Raw genomic sequence first — 25,541 nt, 5'->3', positions numbered from 1 at the left:
TTCTCTTAATTTTTTACAGTATGGACCTTTAGTCCGTCAAGTGCGTTATTTTTCATAAACAACAGATAGACCAGAACAAAGGTCAGATCTGTGAGAGCAATAGCATAGGCGATCCAACCCAGAATACCTGCTTTGTATAAAGCGAAGAAGCCAGCAGCAGTGATGACACGGACTATCACCGTTGCTGCGGCAAGTGCATAGGCATGTTTTTTCCAAAGGAGTCCAAGCAGGTGGATAAACCCTACCCCCATTACAAAACCAAAAACAATCTGCTGGTAGCCTGACGTATATTGCTGGTCTATAAGTGCATAGATCGAAGAACCAAAAAGCACCAATATCAATCCGCCGACACCATCAGAGAGAAAACCTGCAAGGTTGTAAACATCTATGCTTCGCAATCCTCGAAAATAAGGTAACAGATCAAAGTATTTTACTGAATATAGCAACCCAAATAAGAAAAGAAGACCAAACAGTGCACGCAGTGTCCACATCAATTCCATGTGCATTGTAGCAAATCCGGCCTGAGCGTATCCGCTGATACTGAGTACTACTGCCATCAGCACCAGCATTGTACTCAGGTAAAGTGCCCTTCTACGAGAGATTTTGACAAAAGGTTCTATGATGGAGAGTGCTAAAAAGAGCAACCCTATGCCCACAGCGATATGGGCATGTCCTACCACAAGGTCATTACGGTGAAAAAGGACACGCAGCTGGGGAATAAAAAGAATGTTCCCTTCCACATCCGCGAACAGGAAGGCAAAAATGGATATAAACAGCGTCAGGTTCTTTTTTACGGACAGACCGGCATCTTTCCACCATCTGTAAAGCAAAGGGATATAGAGCAGCGTGAGGTATTGCAAAAACCACTCCGCATTGTAGGAGATATTTCCGACAAATGAGCGATAAAGTACAGAGAGAAGATAAAAACCCAAAGGGATCTGCCAAAGGATATGCCAGCGGGTCTGAAAGGCAAGCTTTGGCGAAGCCAGTTTGATAGCAAGATAATAGATGGCGACCAATGCGAAGCTCATTCCCAGCGTATTATCCCCGTGTGGTCCCATAAGCATCTTTTCCACCTGTCCATAGTCCGGATTCATAAGAAGAAGCAGGGCAAAAGGACTGATGATAACCAGTACAAGCGATACTTTTACCCATAACGGCTTGGTCTCATAATTTTTAATACTTTTAAAAATAGCCATAATATAAAATAGACCGGCAAAGGCAAGCAATACATTCAATTCATAGGGAAAATCATAAAAAGGCAACCCTCTGGTCACGCCTGCCAATAAAGAAAAGATCATAAATATGATAAAAATATACCACAGCCATAAAAAGCGTTCCAGATAATAGAATGACTCTTCCGTCATCACACCTTCTTTGTCGAATAGCGCAAAGGGCAGCAGTGTCATCATCAACGGGATAAATCCGTAAAGCATCAAAGAGATATGCAGGGAACGCACCAGGTCAGGACGTATCAGCTCCGTGCCCATTCCCAAGAGCTGCAGCGCATACAGCAGTCCGAAAACAGCCGCAAGCACAAGAAAAACATAGGAAAAATATATGTGTAGCAAAAGACGTTCTTTCAACATAAACGACCATCCTTGAGTGAAATAATATTGTCCGCAGATTGGATCTTATGGCTGTCATGCGTAACGACAATACGTGTGGCATCGATCTGACGCAAGAGATCGAACACCCTATCGGAATTCCTTGAATCCAGATTTCCCGTAGGTTCATCGGCAAAAAGGTATTTGGGATCATTAATGAGGGCCCGGGCTATGGCAGCACGCTGGCGCTGTCCGCCGGAGATCTGGTCAGGATATTTGTCCGCCAGTTCGGCAATATCGAGTGAGGCCAGCAGTGCCATGATGTCAGCCTTCGGTTTTTTCGTGACCATGGCAATATTGTCATACACACTCAAATGGCTGATCAGGTAATGGAACTGAAAGACAAAACCGATATTCTCGTTTCTGAAACGGTTGATATTGGCTATCTTCCCGCTCTCAAGTCCGTCAAAATAGAGTTTCCCTTCCGAAGGCTTCAGGAGCGTAGAGACGATGGAGAGCAGTGTTGATTTTCCGCTTCCGCTCTCTCCCGTAATGACATTGAAACTGTTTTTTTCAAATGTCAGTGAGATATCGTGCAATACGGACTCACTGTCATAATGGTGTGAGATATGTTCAAGTTTTAACACTACTGCCCCCTGTTGATAAGTATGATAGGATCAACACGCGCTGCAAGGAATGCAGGGATCAGCGCACCCACTACTGCCATGAGCAGTGAACCGATAAGCAGCTCAACAAAAAGTCTGCTGTCTATCTCTCCGCTCAAATACCCCTGAAATTTCTCTATATGCTGCAGCCAGTCCAAAAGAAACAGGCTGATGCCGTAGGCCAGAACGAAGGCAAGCAGAGTCAATACTGTCACCTCGATAACAATGTCGAAGATGATCTTTGCCTGCGAGATCCCCATGGCACGTTTGATCCCGAATTCGTAACGCCGGTCGTTGATCATCATACTCATCAGAGAGACGATCGCCAGAAAGCCCATGAAAAAGGAAATGGAGGCAATGACCCCACTGGAGATGCGTATGATTTTGAACTGGTTGTAATTGTCTATAAAGTCCGTAGTGGATTTGACATCGACCTCTTTGTTCAGTGCTTTTATCTGACGGATCACGGCACCTGTGCCCTCATCCATGTTTTTCAAAGAGACCAGCAGAAAAGAAGCACTTTTATTGAAGAGCTTCTGGGCATCTGCTATGTTGATGACCACACCGCCGTTCTCAAAACCGATATCGCTTTTATAAACGCCCGAAACCCGGAACGGTTTTCCCATCAGGGTGATCTTTTTAGGGTGCGTCAAAATAGAAGCGATACTCTCCCCTACCACAACCTCCCCAGCTTTGGGATACCTCCCTTCACTCAAGACATAGTTGGCAAACCGGTTTTCTGTCACACCGTAAATACCTGCAATAGGCACCGTGTCTATGGCCCCTGCCCCGACTATCACACCCTGTGCGGACTTGACGTTTTCTATCTTTGAAATGGGCACAATGAACGAACGGTTGATATCGGAGAAAAATGTATCTGCCACCCCCTTTTGCATGACGATGATATCACCGTCTGTTTTAAGCATAGATGAATACATTTGAATGACCCCATTCCCCAAGGCAGTGATCATAAAGATCGAAGCAATGGCGGATGTGGCCGATATGAGGATCAGCAGAGTCTTGTATTTGTACCGTAGAAAAGATTTGAACATCAGTGGTCTTACTTCTTTTTAAATGTCACATTGACACTCAGGTCGATGCGGTCACGTACCGTCAAAAGAAGCAGTTTCGGCGGTTTTACACCATAGTCGGACATTTTGAAAGAAGCTTTTCCTTTCAGGGCTACACTACCGGGTTTTTCGGCAATATCAGCCTTGATGCTCAGCGGTTTTTGAACACCGTGAAAGTTCAAAATCCCGTCAATTTTATATTGATTCCCCGTTTTTGTTACACTTTTGAATGTATAGGTTGCCAGAGGATACTTGTCACTCGCTATGGCTTCAACCATATGTTCGTCACGAGTCTCGTTGTCACTTTTCAGTTTTCTGACCGAAACGTCAACACTGCCTTTGATCGATTCTACAGAATTTCCCATGCTCAAATGGGAAGTAATACTTTTGGTCACAGGATCGATCGTCGAGTCACCGAATACTTCGGTATGTGCTTTGACACTGCCGTTTGTGACGATGAGTGAAGATGCCATCAGTGATGAGGCTGCCAAAAGTGAAAGTAAAAGTGTTTTTTTCATGGTTGATTCCTTTGATTAATGTATGTTTGCAGTTGATTTAGGCAGTATGAAACTGCCGACCGGCAGTTTCAGTGTGCCACGCTTGTTCCAGAAGTTCCAGATCAGGAGTGCCAATACTGCCCAGGCAATCGCAAAAGTATGCGATAAGGCAATGAACAGCCCCAACCCTGATGCCGCCCATAGACTGAGCGACATGAGGGCGAGCTGAACGTAAGGCAAACGTATAAGCTTGCTTAGAATAATCACATTGTAGTAAGAGATCACAAACGGATAGACCACGGACAATCCCTCCTGGGAACCCAATGTATAAGTCACATAGGTAAGGATAAACAGCCCTAACAGTGCTGCATCATTATATTTCCAATGTCTCAGTCTGTAGGCAACTGCAAGACCGATAAGGTGGAAAAGAATGATCATCCAGATGAAATGATCCTCTCCCCACAGATGCATCACCGTATTACGTGAAAGCGTTTCGAACAGTGCGGCATCCAGCAGTAGCCACAGGAAGATATTGCCCATACTGTACAATGAAACCATTCCTTTTGCATCCCGTACCGTATTCATACCTGAAAAAAGCGAGGTCGCAAAGGCGAACAGTGACAGCCCCAATGCAATTCCTGTTCTGTCGACCGCCTGCACATCAAATACATAGGTTCCAAACGCATAAGAGAGTGCCAGGGCAACGACAACGATCCACAGACGCTGCACACCGGCAATGAGCATAGGGGCTGTCAGACCACTGATGAATCCCAGCAGAAAAAGCTCCAGACCATTTGCTTTGGCATAATCAATAGAAAGCAATAGCTGGGAAAAAAGAAGAAAAGAGATAAGCCATTGCCGGTCTTTATAAACAAGAATAGATAAGAGAATACCGATCATGCCGCCGGCAGGTACCATCCATATTTCAGTAAGGTTCGAGTGGTGATACTCGACGATCCCGGTTTGCAAGATAAGCAGATAGTAGGTGAATTCCGCCGCAAAAAGTAACATAAATGCATAAGTTGAAAATGGTGTTTTCAAAAGTGTTTTCAAACGTTGCCTTTCATTGAGATGTTGAAGTATAGAACAGAAAAATGAAGATTTGATGAAGACCCGGAAAGAGAAGAGAATACCTCTCTTTTCCTATAGGGAAATCCTGTTAGGGATTGGGACCGTTATGGCAATCATAGCAGCTGACTTGATGACCTTTGGCAAAAGTCTTTATACCATTCTCGACCGAAAAAGTTCTTGCTGTCCATGTTTCAGAAAGAACAGAACCTCTATAGTTTTGACCGTGACAGACCGTACACTGTGCTGCATTGTTTTCGGCTACATCTTCATGCCCGTTGACCCAGGATTGTCTGACCGGGTGCATACCGTGCGGACCGCCTGTAACGGTATTGGGTACGGAGCTGTGACATGCACTACATTCACCGATGGTGCCGGCATGTCCCTGTATACCTTTTGCCAGCAGATTGTCTGCCTGATGTGCTGGATAGATCGCATGGGTGGCACCATGACATGATTTGCACTGCAAGTTACCGTGACCTTTACTGAATCGATAAAGACTCAGCCCATTTGCCGGGGTATTGGGATTGGTGGCAAATTTGGTATCTATAACATGTCTGAGCGTATTTGTTGTCGGATCAATAGCCGATGTCTCTCTCATGCCGTCATAGTGACACGCCTGACAGTTTGGCTCATCCACCCATCCTTTTCTGTTTTTGTCTGCAACATTTGACATGTGACCGTGACAGCTTTGACACTGCATCATAGCATTTCCTGCACTGTCTTTGGCATCCCCCATGGCACCTCTAAGACATTTGGTTGCTGCTCCGGGGTGACATGCGTAACAGGCACTTCTATTTTGACTGCTGTTCATAGAAAGGTTTGTATATGGATCTGTGACATTGGCATGGTATCCATGTATAGCCGCAGTGAATGCTTTGACACCGGCAACACCGGTACCTGGAAGGGCATTGCTTGAGTGACATGCTGCACACAGGATTGGTGTTCCGGCATTAGCTGTAGCTTCAAGACCTTTGACATCATAGGTATATCCTTTTGCCTGTAGTGCAGTCATGTTGTCCTTTACCGCATTGGGCATACGATCGTCATGTAGTCTTAAAACATTCAGTTTAAAGTCTTTTTCCGGATCGGAATTGTTCACCCAGCCTACCTTTGGTTTCGCTTTCGGGGCAAGAGAGTTGCTCGCATGACAGCGTTTACAATCCATCTCATCACTTACAGGCAGTACCGCTTTGGCTGTGGCAAGTATGTTCCCTGAGGTATCTTTCGCGGTCACTTTGACCAAAGGATAGTAATTTTTAGAACCGTCATCATTGTATGGTGTAAGCGGAATCCCCTCTGCTTCCCACCACCCGAATGCATTGTTGTATTCCAGTGTATCAGGTGTGCTGCTTGGTGTCTTTTTACCTTTCAGTCCTGTGTCGGGGGCAAGGACTACGCCAAAAAGTTTCTGACTGAAGTCCCAGAAATTCGTCTTGTCACTACTCGATCCATTTATCTTTCCATCCGTGCCTGTCGTAGATTCATAGGTTATTATTACACCGGAGGTGATCAGGTCTCCATTTTTATCTTTCAGTTGCGCATGCAAATTATTGTAGGGAGGCAGTATTGAAAACACAGAAAAATCATTCCCGTCCATACAGTGCATCCCCAAATCATTCCATGCTGTGAGCGTATAGCCGTTGGATACGGTCGTACCTCTACCTGCCGTGCCGCCGTTGTTTGCACTTTCATCCGTATTGTCTTCTTCATCATGGTTATCACCATACATGGTATTGTCACTATTGGCGTTACCGGTACTGTCTATCCCGGTAGTGCCGGTCGATCCACCACTTCCACCTCCGCAGCCGCTTAACATAAAAAGAGCTATTAGCATACTGAACAGTATAAACACTTTTTTCATTTCATCTCCTTTAATCTGGGTTTAACTTAAGATATAGAAGTGTAAAACAGATAAATGAAGATTTGATGAAGGTGACTGTTTTCCGCCTTAAGCAGAATACTTCTATAATATCTTCATCTCGGATTTGCATTAGGATCGCTTGAAACCTGTCAAAGCTTGTGCTGCGGTATCTACGAAAAACACAAGGTGCACCCGAAGGTACATCGATTGTTTCTCTGTATGTGCTCACGGTACAATGGTTTGTGTAAAGTTTTGTGATCTCTATTGCAAAATCCGGGTTCATAAAAAAGGAGCACTGTGTATCTACTAATCGTTGAAGACGAGAAAGCCGTTGCTGACCAGCTAAAAGAGCTGCTTGAACAGGAAAAATACCGTTGTGATGTCGCCTATAACTACAGGGATGCACTGGAGTACTGCGATGAAAGACGTTATGACCTTATACTGCTTGACTGGAACCTGCCTGACGGGGACGGGCTGACTCTTCTAAACGTTCTGCGTGAAGAAGAAGATGCTACTCCTGTGCTCATGCTCTCTGCGAACAGTAAGGTGGATGACCGGGTAGCGGTACTTGATGCCGGTGGTGACGACTACCTCTGCAAACCCTACTCGAACATTGAGCTTCTGGCCCGTATACGTGCGCTTCTGCGCAGAGAAAGTCCGCAGAAAACTACACTGCTTAAAAGCGGTGATCTTACTCTTGATACAAGCAGCAGGAAAGTCTGTGTCAACAAAGAGCCGATCACTCTGAGCCCTGCGGAGTTCGATCTTCTTGAACTGCTTCTACACAACAAGAACATCGTACTGACCCGCTACCAGCTCAACGACTACCTCTGCCAGGACTATAACAGCCTGAAACAGAGTAACCTTGTTGATGTACACATCAAAAATCTGAGAAAGAAGATAGGAATAGACAACTGTATCGTAACGGTTAGGGGCGTCAGATATAAAATTCAGGACTGAAGTTTTAAACGCAGTATTGCAGTTGTTCCCAATCCTTTACCCTCGCTCTGCAACAGAACATCTCCTTCAAAAAGAGTTGCCAGTTTTTTACTGATAGCCAAGCCCAGTCCGCTTCCTTTCTGAATACTGTCCGTACTCTGCTTCACCTGTGTGAACTCATCGAATATGACATCTATCTCTTCTCTGGAAAGTCCGATACCGCTGTCCCGGACAACAATACAGACTCCTTCATCACAAAGTTCCATACGAAGTGCTATCGTCCCTTCATCAGTGAATTTGACAGCATTGGAGATAAGGTTGATAAGTATCTGTTTGAACAGGCGTCTGTCCAAGAACACTTCTACATCATTGCGAAGCCTGTTTTCAAACGTCATTTCAATATGCTTCTCTTCTGCCAGAACTTCGAGCATACTTATGACTTCTTTGGTCAATTTCTCTATGGTGCCACTGCTTACGATCTCTTTTGAGACAGGCACTTTCCCCGCTTCTATCTGTACAAGGTCCAGTATATCGTTGATCATACCCAGCAGGTGTCCGGCGGACGATTCTATGGTAGCGATCTTCTCCTGCTGCGGTATCGTGAGACCTTCATAGCCTATAAGATACTGAGTAGCGCTCAGGATCGTATGCAGCGGTGTCCTCAACTCATGCGACATGTGAGAGATAAATGTGGACTTGGCAGAAGAGGCCGCTTTGGTCTGGTCTACCAAACGTATCTGATCGAGCTGAAGCATGATCATCGTCGCGATGGCACGGTAGAATTTCTGCTCTTCCTCGTCACCCTCTTTACGGACATCCGGCAGTGAGATCACCCCGTAAAAATCACTGGTGCCTTTTTCAAAATCTTTCACATAGAGTAGCATTTGTGCGTGTTCATCTTTCCTATCCGGATATGTTTTGCTGAAAGAAAAGCGCTGGCCAGGCATCAGCTTCTGCAATTCTTCGAGTGCCAATGAGATACATGCCTCTTCGCTTTCAGTCTGAATGAGATTGTTGAAAATAGTGACAAGCTGTACAAAACGCAACAGTCTCATCCTGTTCTCTTCTTCAAGCATTCTGAAAGTACGATCAACCTCTTCGACCATTACATTGAAATTGCTTGCAAGTTCGGAGATCTCATCTTCTGATGATACAATGACCTGTGTCGTATAATCCTGTGTATCAATAATCTGCTGCGTGGCATTTGTCAGGGTTCTCACAGGCTTAAGTATACGCTCCCCCATCCACCATGAAAGCACTCCGATCACAATGAAACCAAAAGCAAAAAGGATCCATAAAAAAAGCAGGAACTGGTTTAAAAAGGAGAACGCGATCGATTTTTCGATCATATATACAATAAACCCTTCGGACAGTATCCCTTCAAAACGTTCATTAAGTATCAGATAGTCCTCACTAATGTAATCTTTTTGATACCCTTCAAGCTTTAAAGTTTTATAGACAGGCATTTCCCCTATGTGCAAAGCACTTTCGGGGAAATAGAAAAGTGTAGTAAGCCCTTTTTGTCTGACGACATACTGTTCCAGATTATTCAGGTCATATCGAAGAACAATATAGCCAAGCATTGCACCGTTCTGCAACAAGGAAGTGACTGGAGAGAATAAATATAGCATCTTATTTTTGAAAAAATATCTTTTAGCCTGCCGGGAAGCATGCTCTACCTCTTTGGTATAGACAAATATCTCTTTATTCTGTTTTGATGTAGATGCGACGATCTTTCCGTTGGTATCCAGCGCAAAAAGGTCTACATTGGTCCCGATATCCTGTTTTTTATGCAGCAAAAGTGCTGCAATACGCTTATCGACATCTTCCACGGTCATATCGTTCATCATATCAAGCGTAGCAAGAAAATGGAGTTCTTTCTGCAACGAGATTAACTGCTGTTCAATATTGGTTTTTACCAGGTGCATTTGTGCATGCTGAATGGCCAGAGTATCATCAAGTATCTTTTCTTTTCCAAGGTTATGCAGATAAAGCAAAATTACAATGAAGGGAACGAACCCGATGAAAAAAAGAACAATACGCAGCTTATTTTTCAATGTTCTTGGTATAATATTTTTCAATATACTATTCACTCTTTTATCCTGTAAATTACTTTAATACCCTTGACTGCCTTACGTTCAGGAATATACCCAATAGCGCCCTTGACCTTTTTGACAAAGCGTATCATGCTTTCAACGGATTCAACACGGTACGGCGGACGATGCCCCAGATAGTGTTCTTTCATCCAGTATGCATCCAGTGCTGACGGGCTCATATGCAACACATTTTTTTCAAACTTTTTTCTCAGTTTGTTCTGCGGGGGCAGGTTGAGCGGAAGCAGTTTCATCTCTTTCCAAAAGCGCCGTTTACCCAGATAGACCTGACGAAGCTGGAATGGAGTCACTGTATTTATATCGTTGGAAGCATTGGTGACGACCAGCAGGTCATCTGCCGACACGGCCACAGACAACAAAAGAAAAGCGAAGAGGAACTTCAGCATACCGCGAACCTAAAAAAGCATGGAAAAAGACAACATGAATTTGTTGTCCTCGCTAAAGGAGTGCCACTGATACTCTCCTTTGATGGCAACGGAATACAACGGCCTGTACGTATAGGCAAATACTGCAAATGTATCCTGCCTGTCGGTATCACGGTCATCATAACTCTCTACCCTGAATATCGCTTCATGCCCCTCTTTGAGGGTATAGAGCCCCTGAACATAGCCGACATAGGGCACGGTTGTACCTTCATCATCAAATTGTGTGCCGACCTCGCCCTGCAGTTTGAACTTTTCATGGAAATATTGCACTGCTGCTGAAAAGTAAAAGTATGATTTGTCACTGACGAGCCGAAAATAGCCGGCATTCAAATGGTAATTCCATGCATCACCCTCTGCGGACAGTCCTGCACCGTAATGACGGTCCGTATCCAAATTATTGTAAACTTCGTCACTGATGAGCGCATCCATATCTTCCGTTCCCTGTACCAATACATCCACAGTCAGCATACTGTCATTGTTGCTGCTGTACTTTAGCTCCACCCCTGTAGTGAATCGGGGAAAGAGTATTTCACTGATAACCGGGTTGGATGTCGTATCTCGCAGTACATTGATCGAAATAAGGTTCCACAACCCTATGGGAGAGTTGAATTTCCCCATTCTTGCCATAGTATGTTCATTGAAAGTATAATCCAGATACATCCGCTCTATATGAAAATGGTCATTCACCTCTTCACTGGCTTCAGGACCGCCAAAAGATTCGGTATAGATATCACTGGCTTCAAATTCCATCATATACGCTATATTTTCATGTTCGCCATACAACATCACGGAGATATCATCGAGTTTTAATGAGCGGCCGGCGGTGTGGGACAGATCTTCATACTCCAGCGAGAAATAGCCTCCCATATAGAGCGGCAGATCCCCCACTTTTATACCATGTCCCAGTTTATACCCTGATTCTTGTGAAAAAACAGAGACAGGCAATATGAGGAACAGAAAAAACAGTTGTATCATCGTTTTCATAAATATACCTTCCATTGCAGGATCGAGTCAAAGTATATCATTTTCTATTGAATACACAAATCAACGTTTGGATATTTTGTTGGTGAGGTAATATAATTTGGCTATAATCTGTTTATGAAAAAAATCATCCTTTTATTTATGCTTTCAAGCACATATATATTTTCTAATATCAATGCTGTCGTTAGTATCCTGCCTGAAAAGACTTTCATCAAAGCAGTCGGCGGGGACAAGGTCGATATTGCCCTGATGGTCATGCCGGGGAACTCCCCACATACCTATGAACCAAAGCCCTCGCAGATGAAGGAGATCGCCAAGGCGGATCTCTATTTTGCCATAGGAGTGGAGTTTGAAAAGGTATGGCTTCCAAGGTTCAAAGACCTCAATGGCAAAATGCAGATCATAGACCTGACACAGGGCATAACGAAACTGCCCATGCAGGCACATGAACACCATGGGGAACACACAGGTCATAAACATGAAGAGATGGGTTACAGCAGTTTGGACCCTCACGTTTGGACCTCCCCTTCCAATGTCAGGATCATTGCAAAGAATATTTACAATGCACTGGCCAAAGCAGATCCGGAAAATAAAGAATATTACCGACAGAACCTTGATTCCTTCATTTCAAAGATCAATGAGACGGACAGAAAGATAAAAGCGATACTGGCAAAGACTCCCAAAGGTACCAAATTTATGGTATTTCATCCTTCGTGGGGTTACTTCGCCCACGAATACAACCTGGTGCAGCTCCCGGTAGAGGTGGAAGGAAAGAGCCCCAAACCAAGAGAACTCATAGCACTCATCAAAGAAGCCAAAGTGGAAAAGATCAAAGCGATCTTCACACAGCCCGAATTCTCCGATGCCGCAGCACAGACCATGGCAAAAGAGTTGAAGATAAGCGTGATAAAGGTATCGCCTTTGAGCGAGAAATGGTCGGAGAACCTTCTGAATATCGCACGTGCCATTGCAGGGAATAAGTAGAACGTAAATGAATGTCATCGAAATACGGAACCTCACCTTCGCCTATGACAAAGATATTGTTCTGGAGAATGTGAACCTCAATGTTGAAGAGAAGGATTTCCTTGCCATTATCGGCCCCAACGGCGGAGGAAAATCGACCCTTCTCAAACTGATACTCGGTGTGAACAAGGTCCAGAAAGGCAGCATAAAGGTCTTTGGTGAAGCACCGCACAAGAACCTCTCTTCCATCGGCTATGTCCCGCAAAATACAAACATAAACACGGACTTCCCCATCAAGGTCATTGAAGTGGTCCTCATGGGGCATGTAGGCGAGAAGAGGCCGCTTTTCGGTTACGGGAAAGATGAGATAGCCTGTGCTATGGGAGCACTTTCCCAGGTAGGTATGCAACATTATGCCCAGAACAAGATCGGCTCTCTCTCCGGTGGGCAGCGACAAAGGGTCATGATCGCCAGAGCACTCTGCGCGCATCCAAAGATACTTATTTTGGATGAACCCACGGCCAGTATTGACACCAAAGGGCAGAAAGAGATCTATGAACTGCTCAAACTACTCAACAGGGATATTACCATCATCGTGGTCAGCCATGACATCTCGGTCATTCTGGAGTATGCGAACAAAGCGGCCCATATCAACAGAACGCTTTCTTTCCACGATATCAGCGATAAAAAGAAAACGTTCCATACCCACGGCGACCAGGATCATTTCTGTGAAATAGAACTGCTACAGATGCTTGGAGCCGATAGCTGCAGTACCTGTGGGAGTGATGAAGGTCCGCTTAAACCTGTACCCAAGTGGGAGGAAAAAAAATGATAGAGGCACTTTCGTTTGACTTTGTCCAACACGCCATTCTGGCCGGCATTCTCGTCAGCCTTGCTGCCGGGATCATCGGTTCACTCATCGTGGTCAACCGCATGGTATTCCTTGCCGGTGGTATCGCCCATACTTCCTACGGAGGGATCGGTCTTGCGGTCTATTTCGGTCTGCCTATTTTTCTGGGAGCATCTCTCTTCGCCGTGGGTGCCGCCCTGCTCATAGCTACATTGACCATAAAGAACCGTCACCGTATTGACACGTTCATCGGACTCATCTGGGCGGTAGGAATGGCCATAGGTGTGATCTTTGTTGACCTGACACCGGGCTATAATGTCGACTTGATGAGCTATCTCTTCGGCTCCATACTCGCCGTAAACACGGAAGATCTCTATTTCATGGGAGGTCTGCTTGCAGTCATCCTGTTTGCGATCACCTTTGGCTACAGACATATCCTGGCAGTCTCCTACGACAGTGAATATGCTGCACTGAGAGGAGTTAATGTCAGGTTTTACTACACCCTCATCCTGATCCTCTCGGCACTCACCGTTGTCGTAGCCATTAAAGTGGTCGGGCTCATCCTTGTTATTGCTATGCTGACCATCCCGGTATACATTGCAGAAAAGCTTTCCAACAGCCTCTTTTCCATGATGCTTCTCTCCGGTGCCATTGCAACGGTCTTCACACTTGTAGGCCTCTGGTTCTCCTACATCTATAACCTGACTTCAGGTGCTTCCATTATTCTTGTATCGGCTGCATTTCTGGGGATATTTTTACTCTTTACAAAAGGAAAAACACTATGAAACATATCTATTTCTCTCTCATAACACTTTTGCTCATCACAGGCTGCTCTCCTGCTGTAGGTTTTGGTATCGGTGGGGTTGCTGGCGGAAGCAACGGTGGTACGGAAGTGATCGCCACACAGGACGGCATACATGGCCAGATTGTGGCCGGAGGGGATATAGTACGTTGACTATTTATAACCTTTATCTAATATTGTGTAAAATTTAAAAAAGTAATTTACCTGTGACATGTTTTTCACGGATAGTTCAATCAAAGGAAAAAACTTATGAAAAAAATAATCATTGCAATGCTGCTCTTCTTTGTCGCAGTCTTTTTCATGCTGAAATACTATTTTTCAGATACCATCATCAACAAATACCCTGATGTAGAATCAGTCAAAAAAGAGAGTGCCATACAGAAAGGATGGATACCCGCCCTTCTTCCAGACTCTGCCTATGACATTGAAGAGACACACGACATCGACAGCAACCAACTTTTTGGAAGGTTCTACTATAAAGAGGTAGATGAAGAGAGGATCGTACAGAAACTCACACCGGCTCCCGACATGAACAATACCTTTGAATGGGGAGACTTCCTCTTCAGGATCAACAAAGAGAAGAACGAGGTCAGGTACCGGAACAAAACGGACCTGACTCACTAAAGGGCACCTCTAATAACCCTAGGAGTCTATCGGACTCCTAGGCATTACTCTTTACTTAATACAGTTGTACCTAAACCTGTCTCAATAGGATATCCGGCTTCTGCCCATCCTCTCAACCCGTCTTTTAGGCTAACTGCGTTTTTATAGCCTAATTTTCTCAATGTTTGCGCAGCCAATGCACCACGATTTCCTCCACGACAAAAAGTAACAATCACAGCATCTTTGTTTTTGATCTTATTAGGTACTTTAAACTCTAAATTTCCACGAGTGATAGCAAAATACTCATCAGCAAATATCTCCCCTTCGGCTCTTTGCTCAGCTTCACGCACATCTAAAATAATAACTGGTTCTTCCTTGTCAAGCATGATTTTGAGTTTTTTGGCACTAATTTCTCCTGATTCTTTTTTTGCCAGTTCGATTAGTTTACTTGTAGCGGCATTAGCGGCAGCAAGAGGCATTATGCTCAATGCAGCCAGCAGGGATATTGTGATTATTTTTTTCATATTTTTCCTTCGAGTTTGGGTATTTGCACGATACACTGATAATACATAAAAACATAAGCGTTCCCTTTGTTTTATCAATATAATTAGTTATCAGATCAAATATCTAAATATTATAATATGATTTTATTATAAAAAAGTCAAGGAACAATGGATCCTGATGAAAAATTTTAGAGAAGGCCTATATCGTGTGAATGCTTTAGGGCACCCCTACTATGAAAGCAAATAAGCAAACTTCCTGACCCATTCACCCCACTCCTGTGAACCTTCGACATCGATATCGTTCTGCTGCATGTCTTTGACCAGCATGATGGAGAATTCACCCGGAAGCTGCAGGGAGAACTTCAGTACATTGTCAACTGCTTCATCTGAAGCGTTGTCCCGTAAAGCGTTGACCAGTCCGATGGCAAGTGCCATTATCACCTTCGGGTCATCTTCTTCCAGCTCCGTCAGTGTACCGTTAAGCACTTCATTGAGATCGGGAAGTTTCTTCATTACCTTCTTGAAACTCAGGTAACCCACTGCTGCTTCACGCCCGACAGCACCGCTGATACTATCTAATATCAATTCTGCATCTATACCTGATTTAACAATGTTGTCCACATATTCCCATGACCGCGGTGTAGCAAAGCTTTTCTCATTGGATAGAGGGTCAAAAGTGAAAAGCATGGACTTGTCATAGGCGAGGAATGCAATGATGGCACTCTCTATTTCCTGTCCGTATGCCCAGTTCTTCCAGTCTGTAAAATCAACTTCCATCTCGAAATGCACGAAACGGTTGGCAAGCGGCGGCGGCATTTTATAGACCACGCCCCTGTCGTTCTCACGGTTGCCGGCAGCTACGATGCTCCAGCCTTTCGGCAGCTCATACTCCCCTACCCGTCTGTCGAGGATAAGCTGGTAGGCTGAAGCCTGTACCGCCGGGGGCGCCGTGTTGATCTCATCGAGGAAAAGGATACCTTTGCTCTCGGGGTCGGAAGGCAGGAAACTCGGTTTTGCCCAGACACCTTCATTGGTATCGGCTTTAAAAAACGGGATACCTTTCAGATCGGTCGGATCAAGCAGTGAGAGACGAAGGTCGAGGAATTCCAGCTCTTTCGCTGCCGCAATCTGCTTGACAATAGAGGATTTTCCAATACCCGGTGCTCCCCAGATAAAGATGGGAAGCTGTCTGTCAATCAGTTTGTCAATGACTTTGGTAATATCTGATGCTTTCATTTAATCATATTCCTTCAATAACAACATTGCAAAGTAATACTTGCAACAATTTTTAATTTCAACTTTTAATTTCTCAAATATTGATTATTACTTTACTCTGGTTCAGAACCGCTTCATATGACCGCATCAAATTCTTATTCTGAGCCAATTCATTCTGCAGGCGGGTATCTATTTTAAGTTCCTCAAGCAGTTCCAGCGGCAGAGAAGCATTACTCGCCAGGCCACGATTGATCTCCAGCTGCTCCTTGGCGAAGAGTTCCCGAAGTATCCTTTCTGGCAGAGACGGATTGTGTGCCAGCGCCACAAGCATTTCCGGGCTCTCCATATTCTCTTCGTAAAGTGCCTGAAGAATCCACAGCGGTGTAGAGGGGTTTCGTGCCAGATGTACAAAGTCCTCCACTTCGTCATGCTGGTAAATAAGCTCCAGCACATCGGAAGAAACAGCTTTGTTCCCGCTCAGAGCTTCCAAAAGCTCTGCACTTCCTTTTTCCAGCAGTTTACCTATCACCTTCATTGCCAAACTGCTGTTGTGCCCTATCAGTGCAAAAAGGTGCTCGTCCACTCCAGACTTTTCAATCACTTCCAGACGTACAGCGTCAATAGGCTGATGTATCAGCAGCAGCGAGACGACTTCTTCTCCCTTTTCCAGCAAAGCAGTAAATATCTCATCATCGATGGAAGGGTTTGTCGCCAGCGCTTTGTTTGTCTGTGCATCATTCCTGTCAAGCAGAAGCTTCAACGTCTCTTCCCCTACAGCGCGATTACCAGCCAGCGCAGCATTGACCCTACTATCTCTGAAAGAGAGCAGTTTTCGTATAAGTTCTTCATTCAGCGCAGGATTCCTTGCGATGGTCTCACGCAGGCTTACCTTCTCTCTTCCCCGTACCAGGAATTTAAAATTCGGAAAGCCCAGCAAAGCCATAAGCAGCTCCGGGTCGGTCGCTTCCGTTGCCAGCCGCCTGAGTGTCAGGTAGGTATAAAGCAGATCCTCTTCATTGGGCCTGATCTCAATGTAGCGGCGCAGTGTGTACATAATGACATCACGGTCCTGACGGTTGTCCTCCTCATCTTCATCAAAGCGGTACAGTTTAAGCAGTCGGACAAAGAGTTCATCTGTAAGATGTTCATTCCCAAGCAGCCTGACGATCCGTTCCTGGTCGTTCCCCAGCCTGATCGCCATTAAAAGTGTATCATCATCGATCTCTTCTGAGAGAAGATGCTCAAATACGTTCAGCTTGAAAAGAGGCAGTTTACGATCATAGGCATCGTTGGAAATGTCCTCTTCGACCGGATTGAGCCTGTGATACTCCACTACGCCAACCACATCCTCTTCAAGATATTGGGTCGCCGTGATCCTGTACTTCTTCAAAAAACGCTCTCTCTCCTTTTCGGTAAAGATCCCCTCTTTTCCAAGAAAAAGAAGTTTTTTGCCTTCGGAAATTTCCAGCAGTTGTTTAAGTGTTTTGTTTTCTTTCATCATAATTTTAGTATAGCATAGTGGGTTTTAAATAGGAGTTAATTGGTCTTATTTACTCTGTATCGTATAGATTTGTAGGGTTACAATATCGTTAAGTCAAGGATTTCTCCTCTTTGGAGTGATGCTTTAAACACTTTCCGAAGTTAAAGCATCGGCTGAATGAAGATATCCTTTAGCTCAATGCAGATTCTTTGTTAAATTTTTGTGCAAGTCTATAATAAAAAGTTGCACGGTATTTTGTCCGTGTACCTTTTAACTCCTGGCATACTTCCTGAATGACTGCATCAAGTTCTTCTTTGCTGAGTTTCAAACCCAATTTTTTAACAAGAAAATTCTTTCTGACTGTATCGAGCTCTTTGGGGTCGGAACAGGAGACTAATTCAGCATCTTTTCTATAGATGGACGGCCCGAGATTTTTTACAATGATGGCTAAAAAATCTTTATCTACTTCCTTGTAGTGCTTCTTTATATCTTTTGCGTAAAGTGCAATCTTCGCATCTTTTTTTGAACCTTTGGTTGTTTTGTTTGCTTTGGGTTTTGCGGTTTCTTTTTTAGATGCAGTACTCTTTGCTGCTGCTTTTTTTGTTTTTGGCTTGGGTTTTACAGCGGCTTCTTTTGTTTTACCGGTATTTTTTGCTTCTTTTTTAACAGCTTTTTTCTTCACAGGTGTTTTTTTTGTTTGAGATATTTCTTTCTCAGCAGAACTATCCGCTACCTGAGTTTGTGCATCTGTCTCTTCTGCCAAATGCACTTCTTCCCTTCTCTCTTCTACTTGAGATGCCTTTGCTTTTTTTGTTTTAAACATACTCATAAACAGTTGTACAATAGCAATTTTTGCCATAATAGTTCTCCTTCACGATAGAATGCAACAATTATATCGTAATTTTATCATTACTACTTCCTGTTCCTGGAACGATCCTTCTCTCCCGTAAATATCGGCATAACCCCAGTATCAATGTCATCAATAGCTATTTTATAATTATTTTATATAAACAAATCATATTTATAAATTAACTGATATAATCAAAATTTAATATATTTACCATTACAATAGAGAAGAATCTCTAAAACAGGAATCAAAATGAACGTCATACATCCTCCATTTGTAAACTTCATCATAGCGTTGCCGTTTGTGGCTCTCTTCTCCCAGGTCACCTATATGTTCACCAAAGACAAGGCCTACTCCAAAGCTGCCTTTCGGATCATAGGTTTCGCAGCGTTGATATCTTTATTTGCTGTATTCAGCGGTTTAGGGGATGCAGAAAAGATCATAAAAGGCCATATGATCCTGCAAGACGGCGTACAAGCTATAAGCAGTCACAAAACATTCGGCCTCTTTGTCGTAGCCATACTGCTGGCCACTACCCTATCAAAATGGTTCGCAATCTCAAAAAACTCATCTTTTCTTGAAAATATCTCTACAGTACTGATTATCGTAACACTGATGGCTTCACTCTATCAGGGAAGAAGCGGCGGTTCTCTTGTATATAAATATTCCGGAGGGATTGATAACAGGATCATAAAGCAGAGAATGGAAGAGCATAAAGAGCTTAAACACGATTAAGAATGTTGAAAATACATCCCCTCTTCCTTGAGGAAGCAGAGGATAGAGATATTAATACTTCTCCAGCGGGTCATAGCGTACGATGGCCGGTTTGGAGAAATTCGGTACATCATCATAGGAGAATACTGCATAATACTTCTCTGTATCAAAGGCAGCAAAGTTGTCATAGGTCCAGGTATCTTTCCCTCCGTAAAGCTTGACGCCATCCATAAAGTGTTTTGGCGGATGAAAGCTGTTACGCACGACATAATAGCCGCTCAGTGCCTCGTCTTCCACTTTGTCCCAGTACAGTTTAATCATCCTGTTCTCTTTGCTTATCTTGACATTTTCAACCGCAGCAACAGGTGTTCTGCGTTTTTCAATGTATTTGACGACAAGCGCGACATCTTCATTCCATGTGGTAATGCGGTTCTTCGCACCCAGCGCCGACGTTGGCTTTATGACCAGTTTTAGGGTCTTGCCTTCCTGGTGCAGTTCGTCAAGTACCTGTCTGGAAAGCGTATCGAAATTGAAATACTGATACTCTTTGGCATTGAGGTCAGACTCCGCTACTTCGTAACCGATATATTCGATCTTCTCACGGTTTTTGATATCTTCATAGGTTCCTGCTTCACCGATCTCCACCAGTTCCACATAAAAACGGATGTCCGTCTTCTTTTTAAAAGTATTCTTGTTGCGTATTTTCAAAGCACACTGTATGATCATCGTTTTATTATGTTCCGGCAGCTGCGAAAGATCAAAATCAAGATAACCGTATACTTTGTCACCATTGGCATCGAAACCGCTTTGCAGCACAGATTCATCCACACCTTCTTTTGAGATAGTAGTGAAAGTCTGTACCGGAAGGTTTATCTTTTCATTCTTGACGGTATATTTGATATCAAGCATCGGACGGTAATGGATCCCTCCACCAAACTGTCCGTAACCGATATCAAATTGCATCATCTGGCTGTCTTCTCCATCCGGAAGGTATTTCGGCCCATCGATCCTGAAGACTGCCTGTTTGTTCTCTATCTCCTCCTGAAGCATTTCACACTCTCTCTGCGAGAACTCCCAGAAGTTCCAGATACCCTGTGTCAGCTGACGTGACTTGATCGCCTGCCCGATGATCCCCTTGGACTCGGCATTTTCTATCTCATTAAAATCAGTTATTTCTGAAAAACTGCCGTGTTTGAGCAGGGAGAGGTCCCATTGGCCGAACTTTTCGATCTTTGCACCTACCCTGTTCATCGGATAGAGGTAGAAACGAGCCGATTTGATTATGGCATTTTTCGGCAAGGCACTCAGGTCGATCGTGGCAACGGCATCACAGATACCTTTGGATTTGTTGATACCCACAAAAAGCGAGTTGAGCCCGAAGTGTGAACGGTTCTGCTCCTGTGTGTACTGTCCTACATATCCAGTTCCGTCTTTAGATGCAAAGATCAGTTTAAAGAACTCATCGTCATCGAGTTTCGTTCTTACTTTGACCACCGGTGCGAACGGTGATTTGAAGGAAGTATTCTTATTGACAGCACGGATGGTATAGTGATAGTTGGTCGAACTCTCAAGGTCCGTATCTACAAAACTGTTCTCTCCCGCTATACCGACTTTCGTACGTTCATTGCAGGCATCCTTGTCTTTGGTACTTCGGTATATCTCAAAGAAAATGTCATCACGCTTTTCATATTTCCATACCAGCGTAACAGAACTGGGTGTCCTGTCATCAATGGTAAAGTCCTCCACCCTCCTTGGTGCATAGGAAGAGTAGTTGATGACTTCGGAGAAGGTTTTAATGAGTGCCGGGATATTCTCATGGATACTGCTGCTCATACTTTTCATGTAATCAGGAATATTTTTTGTTCCCACTTCCACGACTAGTGCAATGATCCCTCTGGAGTAGTAGTATTCCCTTCCGCTTCCACTGATGAGATGTGCAGGCGGCTTACCACGGTGGATACCGTACTTTCTTCCCGTGATCTTAACGAACTCATCGTTCATGTTCGCAGCGATCACGTTCATATCGGTACCGTTCATCTCTGCTTCATGCTTAAATTTGTGGGCAGGGAAAAAGACATTCCCCTGGGAGTGATAATCCAGTGCAATGGTGATGTTCTCATGGGCATCGACAAACTCTTTGATGGCTCTTGTCTCTGCCTCTGAGAACGGTTCTTCCCCGCCGTACACATTGGAACTCGTGTCTTTCTGTTTAACAAAACCTATAGAAAAGTTTCTGTTCAAATCCACTCCGTAAGTACCGTCATGGTTCTTGCGGCGGTTCTTTCTCCAGAAAGAAAAGTGTTTACGCGAATACTCATACCCGTCAGGGTTCAGACAGGGTACCATATAGAGAGTGGATTCTTCCAATGCTTTTTCAAGTACAGGGTCTACAGTCCGGTTCTGGACAACATGGCTGATGAACTTGAGTGCCAGTTCATGTCCGATCCACTCTCTGGCATGGATACTCCCGGTATAAAGCAATGCCGGCTTTTCATCTGCTGTCTCGACATTGTTTGATATCTTGGCAAGGACGATATCACGTCCTTCATAGGTAGTACCTATTTTGATGACCTCGATGAGATCGGGGTACTGTTTCTCCATGGCATGAAGAAATTCCAGGCTCTCCTGGTATGACATATATTGATTTTTCATTGGTATCTGTTCTCTTTAAGTAATATTCGTTGGATATATAAATCAATTCAATATCCGTATTGAACTGATCTATAGACCATATATGGAAGTGGAGACTTCAGTCCCACCTCTATGGTGAGTGTGACCGAAGGAAATGCCCTTGGGTGAAACATCTCACTTCCAACTATTGGTAATTAGAGCTTCTTCTTAAACTCTTTCCATTCTTTCTGAAGTCTGGTCAGGAATTTTTTCTTGAACCATGAGATCTCTTCTACAAGCTTTTCAGGAGCGGTCTCAAGGGCATGTACCAATTCTGTCGTATCGAACTTGTCCATGATCTTTTCAGCTTTCTTTTTACCGATGCCCTCTACAGAAGTCAGAAGTTTTTCAACTTTTTTCTCTGTAAGCTCAATCATATTCTCCTGCTCTGCAGACTCTGAATTCTCATCCTCGTCGTTATAGTGCGGATTGCTTTGAGCATGTACTTTTCTAATACTTTTCCCGTAATTGTCCTGGAAATTCCATTTTTCGCTTGGCCACTCTTCTTTGGTACGCGTGTATGTATTAAGTACAGGATAGAGCGCATCCAGCTCATGCAGATACATTTCACCCTCTTCGGTCTCTTTGGTCTTGCTGTCAAGGAAGAATGCACCGTCATAGCTTGGTGTATAGCGTCCGAAAGTAATGTAGCGCAGTGTTCTAAGCACTGAAGCGTCCATCTTGCCGAGCTCTTCCCAGTTGTACAGAGGCATGTTCGGTAACGGGAATCTTCCGTTGGAGAATTTCCACATAAGGTACTGGCCTATCCAGTCCCTGATGTACGGGAAGGCAGCGAAAGCCGTTGCACACTCAAGGATCCTGTATTTGCCATCCTGGCCTACGGCGATATCACAGGCCCAGTACTCTGCATTGGCAGCTTTGGAAACCTTGACGGCAAGGTCAAGTAACTCTTTGGGTACATCCATATAGTCCATACTTCCGCCCTGTGAAGTATTGGTCAGCCACTCGCCTTCAGGCGGTCTTCTCCAGAAAGCACACACAGGCTTGTGGCCGATGAGCATCACACGGACATCCGCTTCCATAGGCACGAAATCCTGCATATAGACAGGATGGTACTTCTTCTGTGCCAGAAGGTTATGGGCTTCCTGTGCAGAATCTACCTTGTGGACGAAATATCCCCCGTAGTTTGAAGGACCGTAAGACTTCTTGATGATCTTCGGAAACTTCGTTTCATCGATGAACTTGTTCGCTTTGTCGTGATCGTAGAAGATATACGTTTTAGGGATAGGTATATCATATTTCCATGCAAAACGTGTCACATTCTCTTTTGACTTGTTGGAGAACTGTGTATCCATGGAAGGGATGAACTGCACATGCGGCAACTCTCTGGCGATCTCTCTGAATGTCTCATACGCTGTTGCGGGAATGTTACCGATGAGTACATCGATCTTCTTTCTTTTCACCTCTTTGATGAATCTCTCTTTATCGTTCTTCCAGTGATACGTCACCGTTTCGATCTTATCCGGCCAGCCTCTGAAGTTCGATTTGTCAAAAAATCTCAATACGTAATCAAGATAGAGCAGTCCCAGTTTTGGTAGTTTTTGTTGTTTTTTCTTTTTTGCCATTTTTTTCTCTTTCAAATTTTATTTTTTTGTTTTTCTGTCGATCAGATTCACGATCAGGTCGATCTTTTTATCATTGAAGTTCAGTCCCATCTTCTCCTGTTCCGGTGTGGCGAACGCGGGAATGCCGTTGACTTCCAGTACCACATACTCTTCACGTTCAAGATCATAAATGATGTCCACTCCCGCAATATCCGTACCACAAACCTTTGCAGCCTTTTTCGCAAGATTGATGATGTCGTCATTAGGCTCACGCATAAAGACAGAACCACCGCTTGTCACATTCGTACGCCAATCCGTTCCACTTGCTTTTCTTCCGTAACATCCTACGAACTCACCGTCAACGATGTCCACACGGAAGTCCGTATTGTCATAGTTGACGAATTTTTCCACATAGAAGAAACGAAGGTCCATCTGGTTGAGGAAGGGAAGCAGGGTATCGAGTGTCGCTTCACTTTCGATCTTGGTAAGTCCTACACCGCCCCAGCCGTCTGTAGGCTTATAGACCATTTTGTCCCACTTTTTGATGATCTTTTTGAGTTCATGTCCGTCATCTCTGTGGCAGAGCTTGAAACTCGGCGTAGCAACACCGTGCTGTCTGAGAAGAAAAGAAGTCTGAAACTTGTCTTCCGTCAACGCAAAGGCATCATACGTATTGATCATCGGAATCACCCTGTTGAGTGCCTGGTATAGAAAGACCTGGTACTGTGTCTGCTCTCCAGCGTTGTAGGAGAAGAAGAGGTCAAGTTCCTCCACTCTCAGTTTGTCATGAAGGATATGTCCGTTCTTCGCTACTGCATGTCGCAGATTGATATCGGTAATGGTCTCAATATCCCTCTCTTTGAGCTGTTTGACGATTTTTTTCTGTATCTTGTCCCCGCCGCCGTTACTATACAACCACATACCGATTTTTCTTGACATATGTTCTCCTCTAATTAATGTATAATTTTACTATAATTTACTAAAATATCTTCAGAGAATCATTACAAAAACGTAATTAAATCATCACTTTTGGGGGAAGCAGTATGGCCGAAATCGATTTTACAGAACTCAAGAAGATCATCAAGATCAATTCCTGGACGAAAAACAAAGAAGGCGTTGACCGTAACGGAGAGATCTTCGCCTACTGGCTGGAAGAGCTCGGCTATACACTCACAAGGTACCCTCGCGAAGAGATAGGTGATCACCTGCATCTCACTTCCACACAAAAAGAAGGAAAAAAACTGCTGCTGCTTGGCCATCTTGATACCGTTTTTCCTCACGGTACCTTCGAAAAATTCACAGAAGATGAAGAGTGGATCTACGGTCCGGGTGTCTGCGACATGAAAGGCGGCAACTATGTCGCACTTCAGGCCCTGAGAAATGTCCACAGAAAATTCGGTGAGATACACAATATCGACTTCCTCCTCGTCAGTGATGAGGAGACAGGCAGCGATGACAGTAAACACCTCTCTGCCAAACTGGCAAAAGCATATGACTACTGCATGGTATTTGAAGCCGCAGGGCTGCACAATGAAGTGGTTGTAGGAAGAAAAGGTGTCGGCACCTTCTTCATCGATATCAAAGGGGTTGCAGCACATGCAGGAAACAATTACAGCAAAGGTGCCGATGCCAACCTTGAAGCAGCAATCAAACTGCAAAAACTCGTAGCCCTGACAGATCTTGAAAAAGAGACCACCGTGAATGTCGGAAAGATCAGCGGCGGCATAGGTGCCAATACCATCTCACCCCATGCCCACCTTACATTTGAGCTGCGCTATACCAACACCCATGAAAGAGACAGGGTACTCAAGGCAATCGATGAGATCGTCTTGTGTGCCTATGTGGACGGTACAGAATCCGTACTTTCCGGTAGCATACAAAGAGATGTTATGCAGCCCTCTCCTGCACAAATGACCTTCATTGACAATATCAATGATGTCTGCGATATCGTGTTACCTACAGAAAAACGCGGCGGTGTCAGCGATGCGAACATTGTCTCCTCCCAGGGAGTAGCTACCCTGGACGGCTGGGGGCCTTACGGTGATGGGGACCACACTATCCATGAGAGAGCTTCCAAGAAGAGTTTTCAGGAGCGCATTGCACTTGTGACTGAGATATTCGAACATTTTCTTGAAGGTAAAATATAGTATTTATTTTTA

The 25,541-nt window shown here is 44.3% G+C and carries 24 protein-coding genes; 8 read left to right on the top strand and 16 right to left on the bottom strand.

The window, feature by feature from the left end; genetic code table 11:
• Positions 1-5 precede the first annotated feature (5 nt).
• The 6 genes from SUN_RS05545 to SUN_RS05520 all read right to left on the bottom strand — a co-directional run bounded on the left by SUN_RS05545 (position 6) and on the right by SUN_RS05520 (position 6,711).
• On the bottom strand, positions 6-1,589 hold the full coding sequence (locus SUN_RS05545) for a hypothetical protein (RefSeq protein ID WP_011980763.1): 1,584 nt from the start codon (positions 1,587-1,589) through the stop codon (positions 6-8).
• The gene (locus SUN_RS05540; protein ID WP_011980762.1) at positions 1,583-2,194 is read right to left on the bottom strand and encodes an ABC transporter ATP-binding protein; all 612 of its coding nucleotides are present in this window, start codon (positions 2,192-2,194) and stop codon (positions 1,583-1,585) included. Before SUN_RS05540 ends, SUN_RS05545 begins: the two co-directional genes overlap by 7 nt.
• Complete coding sequence (locus SUN_RS05535; RefSeq protein ID WP_011980761.1) at positions 2,194-3,264, bottom strand: ABC transporter permease; 1,071 nt, start codon at positions 3,262-3,264, stop codon at positions 2,194-2,196. Before SUN_RS05535 ends, SUN_RS05540 begins: the two co-directional genes overlap by 1 nt.
• An 8-nt stretch (positions 3,265-3,272) precedes the next feature.
• Positions 3,273-3,800 (bottom strand): YceI family protein, encoded by a 528-nt coding sequence (locus SUN_RS05530; protein WP_011980760.1) that lies wholly within the window; start codon positions 3,798-3,800, stop codon positions 3,273-3,275.
• 15 nt (positions 3,801-3,815) lie between these two features.
• On the bottom strand, positions 3,816-4,832 hold the full coding sequence (locus SUN_RS05525) for a hypothetical protein (protein WP_011980759.1): 1,017 nt from the start codon (positions 4,830-4,832) through the stop codon (positions 3,816-3,818).
• A gap of 106 nt (positions 4,833-4,938) precedes the next feature.
• Entirely contained in the window at positions 4,939-6,711 is a 1,773-nt protein-coding gene (locus tag SUN_RS05520) for a multiheme c-type cytochrome (RefSeq protein ID WP_011980758.1), read from the bottom strand.
• Between the two features lie 297 nt (positions 6,712-7,008).
• On the opposite strand from SUN_RS05520, the gene SUN_RS05515 reads away from it, so the two are divergent.
• Complete coding sequence (locus SUN_RS05515) at positions 7,009-7,671, top strand: response regulator transcription factor (protein ID WP_011980757.1); 663 nt, start codon at positions 7,009-7,011, stop codon at positions 7,669-7,671.
• On the opposite strand, the gene SUN_RS13010 is transcribed toward SUN_RS05515, so the two are convergent.
• From SUN_RS13010 to SUN_RS05500, 3 genes are read right to left on the bottom strand one after another with little or no spacing between them, the layout of a single operon-like run.
• Positions 7,662-9,743 (bottom strand): sensor histidine kinase, encoded by a 2,082-nt coding sequence (locus SUN_RS13010; protein ID WP_011980756.1) that lies wholly within the window; start codon positions 9,741-9,743, stop codon positions 7,662-7,664. The genes SUN_RS05515 and SUN_RS13010 overlap by 10 nt on opposite strands.
• Complete coding sequence (locus SUN_RS05505) at positions 9,740-10,150, bottom strand: hypothetical protein (RefSeq protein ID WP_011980755.1); 411 nt, start codon at positions 10,148-10,150, stop codon at positions 9,740-9,742. Before SUN_RS05505 ends, SUN_RS13010 begins: the two co-directional genes overlap by 4 nt.
• 9 nt (positions 10,151-10,159) lie before the next feature.
• On the bottom strand, positions 10,160-11,173 hold the full coding sequence (locus tag SUN_RS05500; RefSeq protein WP_011980754.1) for a hypothetical protein: 1,014 nt from the start codon (positions 11,171-11,173) through the stop codon (positions 10,160-10,162).
• A gap of 114 nt (positions 11,174-11,287) precedes the next feature.
• Between SUN_RS05500 and SUN_RS05495 the strand changes: the two genes are divergently transcribed.
• From SUN_RS05495 to SUN_RS05480, 5 genes are all read left to right on the top strand, one after another.
• On the top strand, positions 11,288-12,154 hold the full coding sequence (locus SUN_RS05495; RefSeq protein ID WP_011980753.1) for a metal ABC transporter solute-binding protein, Zn/Mn family: 867 nt from the start codon (positions 11,288-11,290) through the stop codon (positions 12,152-12,154).
• Between the two features lie 7 nt (positions 12,155-12,161).
• Positions 12,162-12,965 (top strand): metal ABC transporter ATP-binding protein, encoded by an 804-nt coding sequence (locus SUN_RS05490; protein ID WP_011980752.1) that lies wholly within the window; start codon positions 12,162-12,164, stop codon positions 12,963-12,965.
• Complete coding sequence (locus tag SUN_RS05485; protein WP_011980751.1) at positions 12,962-13,768, top strand: metal ABC transporter permease; 807 nt, start codon at positions 12,962-12,964, stop codon at positions 13,766-13,768. The genes SUN_RS05490 and SUN_RS05485 overlap by 4 nt, the downstream gene beginning before the upstream one ends.
• A complete protein-coding gene (locus SUN_RS13580; protein WP_158298180.1) occupies positions 13,765-13,938 on the top strand; it encodes a hypothetical protein in 174 nt (57 codons plus the stop codon). Before SUN_RS05485 ends, SUN_RS13580 begins: the two co-directional genes overlap by 4 nt.
• A 96-nt stretch (positions 13,939-14,034) precedes the next feature.
• Positions 14,035-14,409, top strand: a complete 375-nt coding sequence (locus tag SUN_RS05480; protein WP_011980750.1) for a hypothetical protein — start codon at positions 14,035-14,037, stop codon at positions 14,407-14,409.
• A gap of 44 nt (positions 14,410-14,453) precedes the next feature.
• Here SUN_RS05480 and SUN_RS05475 read toward each other — a convergent pair whose 3' ends face one another.
• The 4 genes from SUN_RS05475 to SUN_RS13710 all read right to left on the bottom strand — a co-directional run bounded on the left by SUN_RS05475 (position 14,454) and on the right by SUN_RS13710 (position 18,445).
• Entirely contained in the window at positions 14,454-14,912 is a 459-nt protein-coding gene (locus tag SUN_RS05475; RefSeq protein ID WP_011980749.1) for a rhodanese-like domain-containing protein, read from the bottom strand.
• Positions 14,913-15,122: 210 nt separating this feature from the next.
• Complete coding sequence (locus SUN_RS05470; protein ID WP_011980748.1) at positions 15,123-16,127, bottom strand: AAA family ATPase; 1,005 nt, start codon at positions 16,125-16,127, stop codon at positions 15,123-15,125.
• A gap of 73 nt (positions 16,128-16,200) precedes the next feature.
• Positions 16,201-17,607 carry a hypothetical protein gene (locus tag SUN_RS05465; protein ID WP_011980747.1) on the bottom strand — a complete coding sequence of 469 codons (1,407 nt, stop codon included), beginning with the start codon at positions 17,605-17,607 and terminating at the stop codon, positions 16,201-16,203.
• Between the two features lie 169 nt (positions 17,608-17,776).
• Positions 17,777-18,445, bottom strand: coding sequence for a DUF2853 family protein (locus SUN_RS13710; protein ID WP_011980746.1), 669 nt, complete (start codon positions 18,443-18,445; stop codon positions 17,777-17,779).
• Between the two features lie 240 nt (positions 18,446-18,685).
• Here SUN_RS13710 and SUN_RS05455 point away from each other — a divergent pair, with 240 nt between their 5' ends.
• A complete protein-coding gene (locus SUN_RS05455; protein ID WP_011980745.1) occupies positions 18,686-19,168 on the top strand; it encodes a DUF2231 domain-containing protein in 483 nt (160 codons plus the stop codon).
• 51 nt (positions 19,169-19,219) lie between these two features.
• Here SUN_RS05455 and SUN_RS05450 read toward each other — a convergent pair whose 3' ends face one another.
• The 3 genes from SUN_RS05450 to SUN_RS05440 form a co-directional block, all read right to left on the bottom strand.
• Positions 19,220-21,799 (bottom strand): M14 family metallopeptidase, encoded by a 2,580-nt coding sequence (locus SUN_RS05450; RefSeq protein WP_011980744.1) that lies wholly within the window; start codon positions 21,797-21,799, stop codon positions 19,220-19,222.
• A gap of 173 nt (positions 21,800-21,972) precedes the next feature.
• A complete protein-coding gene (locus tag SUN_RS05445) occupies positions 21,973-23,403 on the bottom strand; it encodes a hypothetical protein (protein ID WP_011980743.1) in 1,431 nt (476 codons plus the stop codon).
• Positions 23,404-23,421: 18 nt separating this feature from the next.
• Positions 23,422-24,321 carry an ATP-grasp domain-containing protein gene (locus SUN_RS05440; RefSeq protein WP_011980742.1) on the bottom strand — a complete coding sequence of 300 codons (900 nt, stop codon included), beginning with the start codon at positions 24,319-24,321 and terminating at the stop codon, positions 23,422-23,424.
• Between the two features lie 104 nt (positions 24,322-24,425).
• On the opposite strand from SUN_RS05440, the gene SUN_RS05435 reads away from it, so the two are divergent.
• Complete coding sequence (locus SUN_RS05435; protein ID WP_011980741.1) at positions 24,426-25,529, top strand: M20 family metallopeptidase; 1,104 nt, start codon at positions 24,426-24,428, stop codon at positions 25,527-25,529.
• Positions 25,530-25,541: the final 12 nt, after the last annotated feature.

The sequence above is a fragment of the Sulfurovum sp. NBC37-1 genome (assembly GCF_000010345.1).
Taxonomy (GTDB): domain Bacteria; phylum Campylobacterota; class Campylobacteria; order Campylobacterales; family Sulfurovaceae; genus Sulfurovum.
The sequence above is the reverse complement of the archived record's forward strand: the minus strand, read 5'-3'. Positions and strand labels throughout refer to the sequence as shown.

Coding starts and splice junctions, on each gene's coding strand:
- SUN_RS05480 (WP_011980750.1), top strand. CDS start 14,035: ATGAAAAAAATAATCATTGCAATGCTGCTCTTCTTTGTCGCAGTCTTT.
- SUN_RS05470 (WP_011980748.1), bottom strand. CDS start 16,127: ATGAAAGCATCAGATATTACCAAAGTCATTGACAAACTGATTGACAGA.
- SUN_RS05545 (WP_011980763.1), bottom strand. CDS start 1,589: ATGTTGAAAGAACGTCTTTTGCTACACATATATTTTTCCTATGTTTTT.
- SUN_RS05490 (WP_011980752.1), top strand. CDS start 12,162: ATGAATGTCATCGAAATACGGAACCTCACCTTCGCCTATGACAAAGAT.
- SUN_RS05445 (WP_011980743.1), bottom strand. CDS start 23,403: ATGGCAAAAAAGAAAAAACAACAAAAACTACCAAAACTGGGACTGCTC.
- SUN_RS05465 (WP_011980747.1), bottom strand. CDS start 17,607: ATGATGAAAGAAAACAAAACACTTAAACAACTGCTGGAAATTTCCGAA.
- SUN_RS05455 (WP_011980745.1), top strand. CDS start 18,686: ATGAACGTCATACATCCTCCATTTGTAAACTTCATCATAGCGTTGCCG.
- SUN_RS05520 (WP_011980758.1), bottom strand. CDS start 6,711: ATGAAAAAAGTGTTTATACTGTTCAGTATGCTAATAGCTCTTTTTATG.
- SUN_RS05475 (WP_011980749.1), bottom strand. CDS start 14,912: ATGAAAAAAATAATCACAATATCCCTGCTGGCTGCATTGAGCATAATG.
- SUN_RS05435 (WP_011980741.1), top strand. CDS start 24,426: ATGGCCGAAATCGATTTTACAGAACTCAAGAAGATCATCAAGATCAAT.
- SUN_RS05505 (WP_011980755.1), bottom strand. CDS start 10,150: ATGCTGAAGTTCCTCTTCGCTTTTCTTTTGTTGTCTGTGGCCGTGTCG.
- SUN_RS05535 (WP_011980761.1), bottom strand. CDS start 3,264: ATGTTCAAATCTTTTCTACGGTACAAATACAAGACTCTGCTGATCCTC.
- SUN_RS05495 (WP_011980753.1), top strand. CDS start 11,288: ATGAAAAAAATCATCCTTTTATTTATGCTTTCAAGCACATATATATTT.
- SUN_RS13710 (WP_011980746.1), bottom strand. CDS start 18,445: ATGGCAAAAATTGCTATTGTACAACTGTTTATGAGTATGTTTAAAACA.
- SUN_RS05530 (WP_011980760.1), bottom strand. CDS start 3,800: ATGAAAAAAACACTTTTACTTTCACTTTTGGCAGCCTCATCACTGATG.
- SUN_RS05485 (WP_011980751.1), top strand. CDS start 12,962: ATGATAGAGGCACTTTCGTTTGACTTTGTCCAACACGCCATTCTGGCC.
- SUN_RS05440 (WP_011980742.1), bottom strand. CDS start 24,321: ATGTCAAGAAAAATCGGTATGTGGTTGTATAGTAACGGCGGCGGGGAC.
- SUN_RS05450 (WP_011980744.1), bottom strand. CDS start 21,799: ATGAAAAATCAATATATGTCATACCAGGAGAGCCTGGAATTTCTTCAT.
- SUN_RS05500 (WP_011980754.1), bottom strand. CDS start 11,173: ATGAAAACGATGATACAACTGTTTTTTCTGTTCCTCATATTGCCTGTC.
- SUN_RS13580 (WP_158298180.1), top strand. CDS start 13,765: ATGAAACATATCTATTTCTCTCTCATAACACTTTTGCTCATCACAGGC.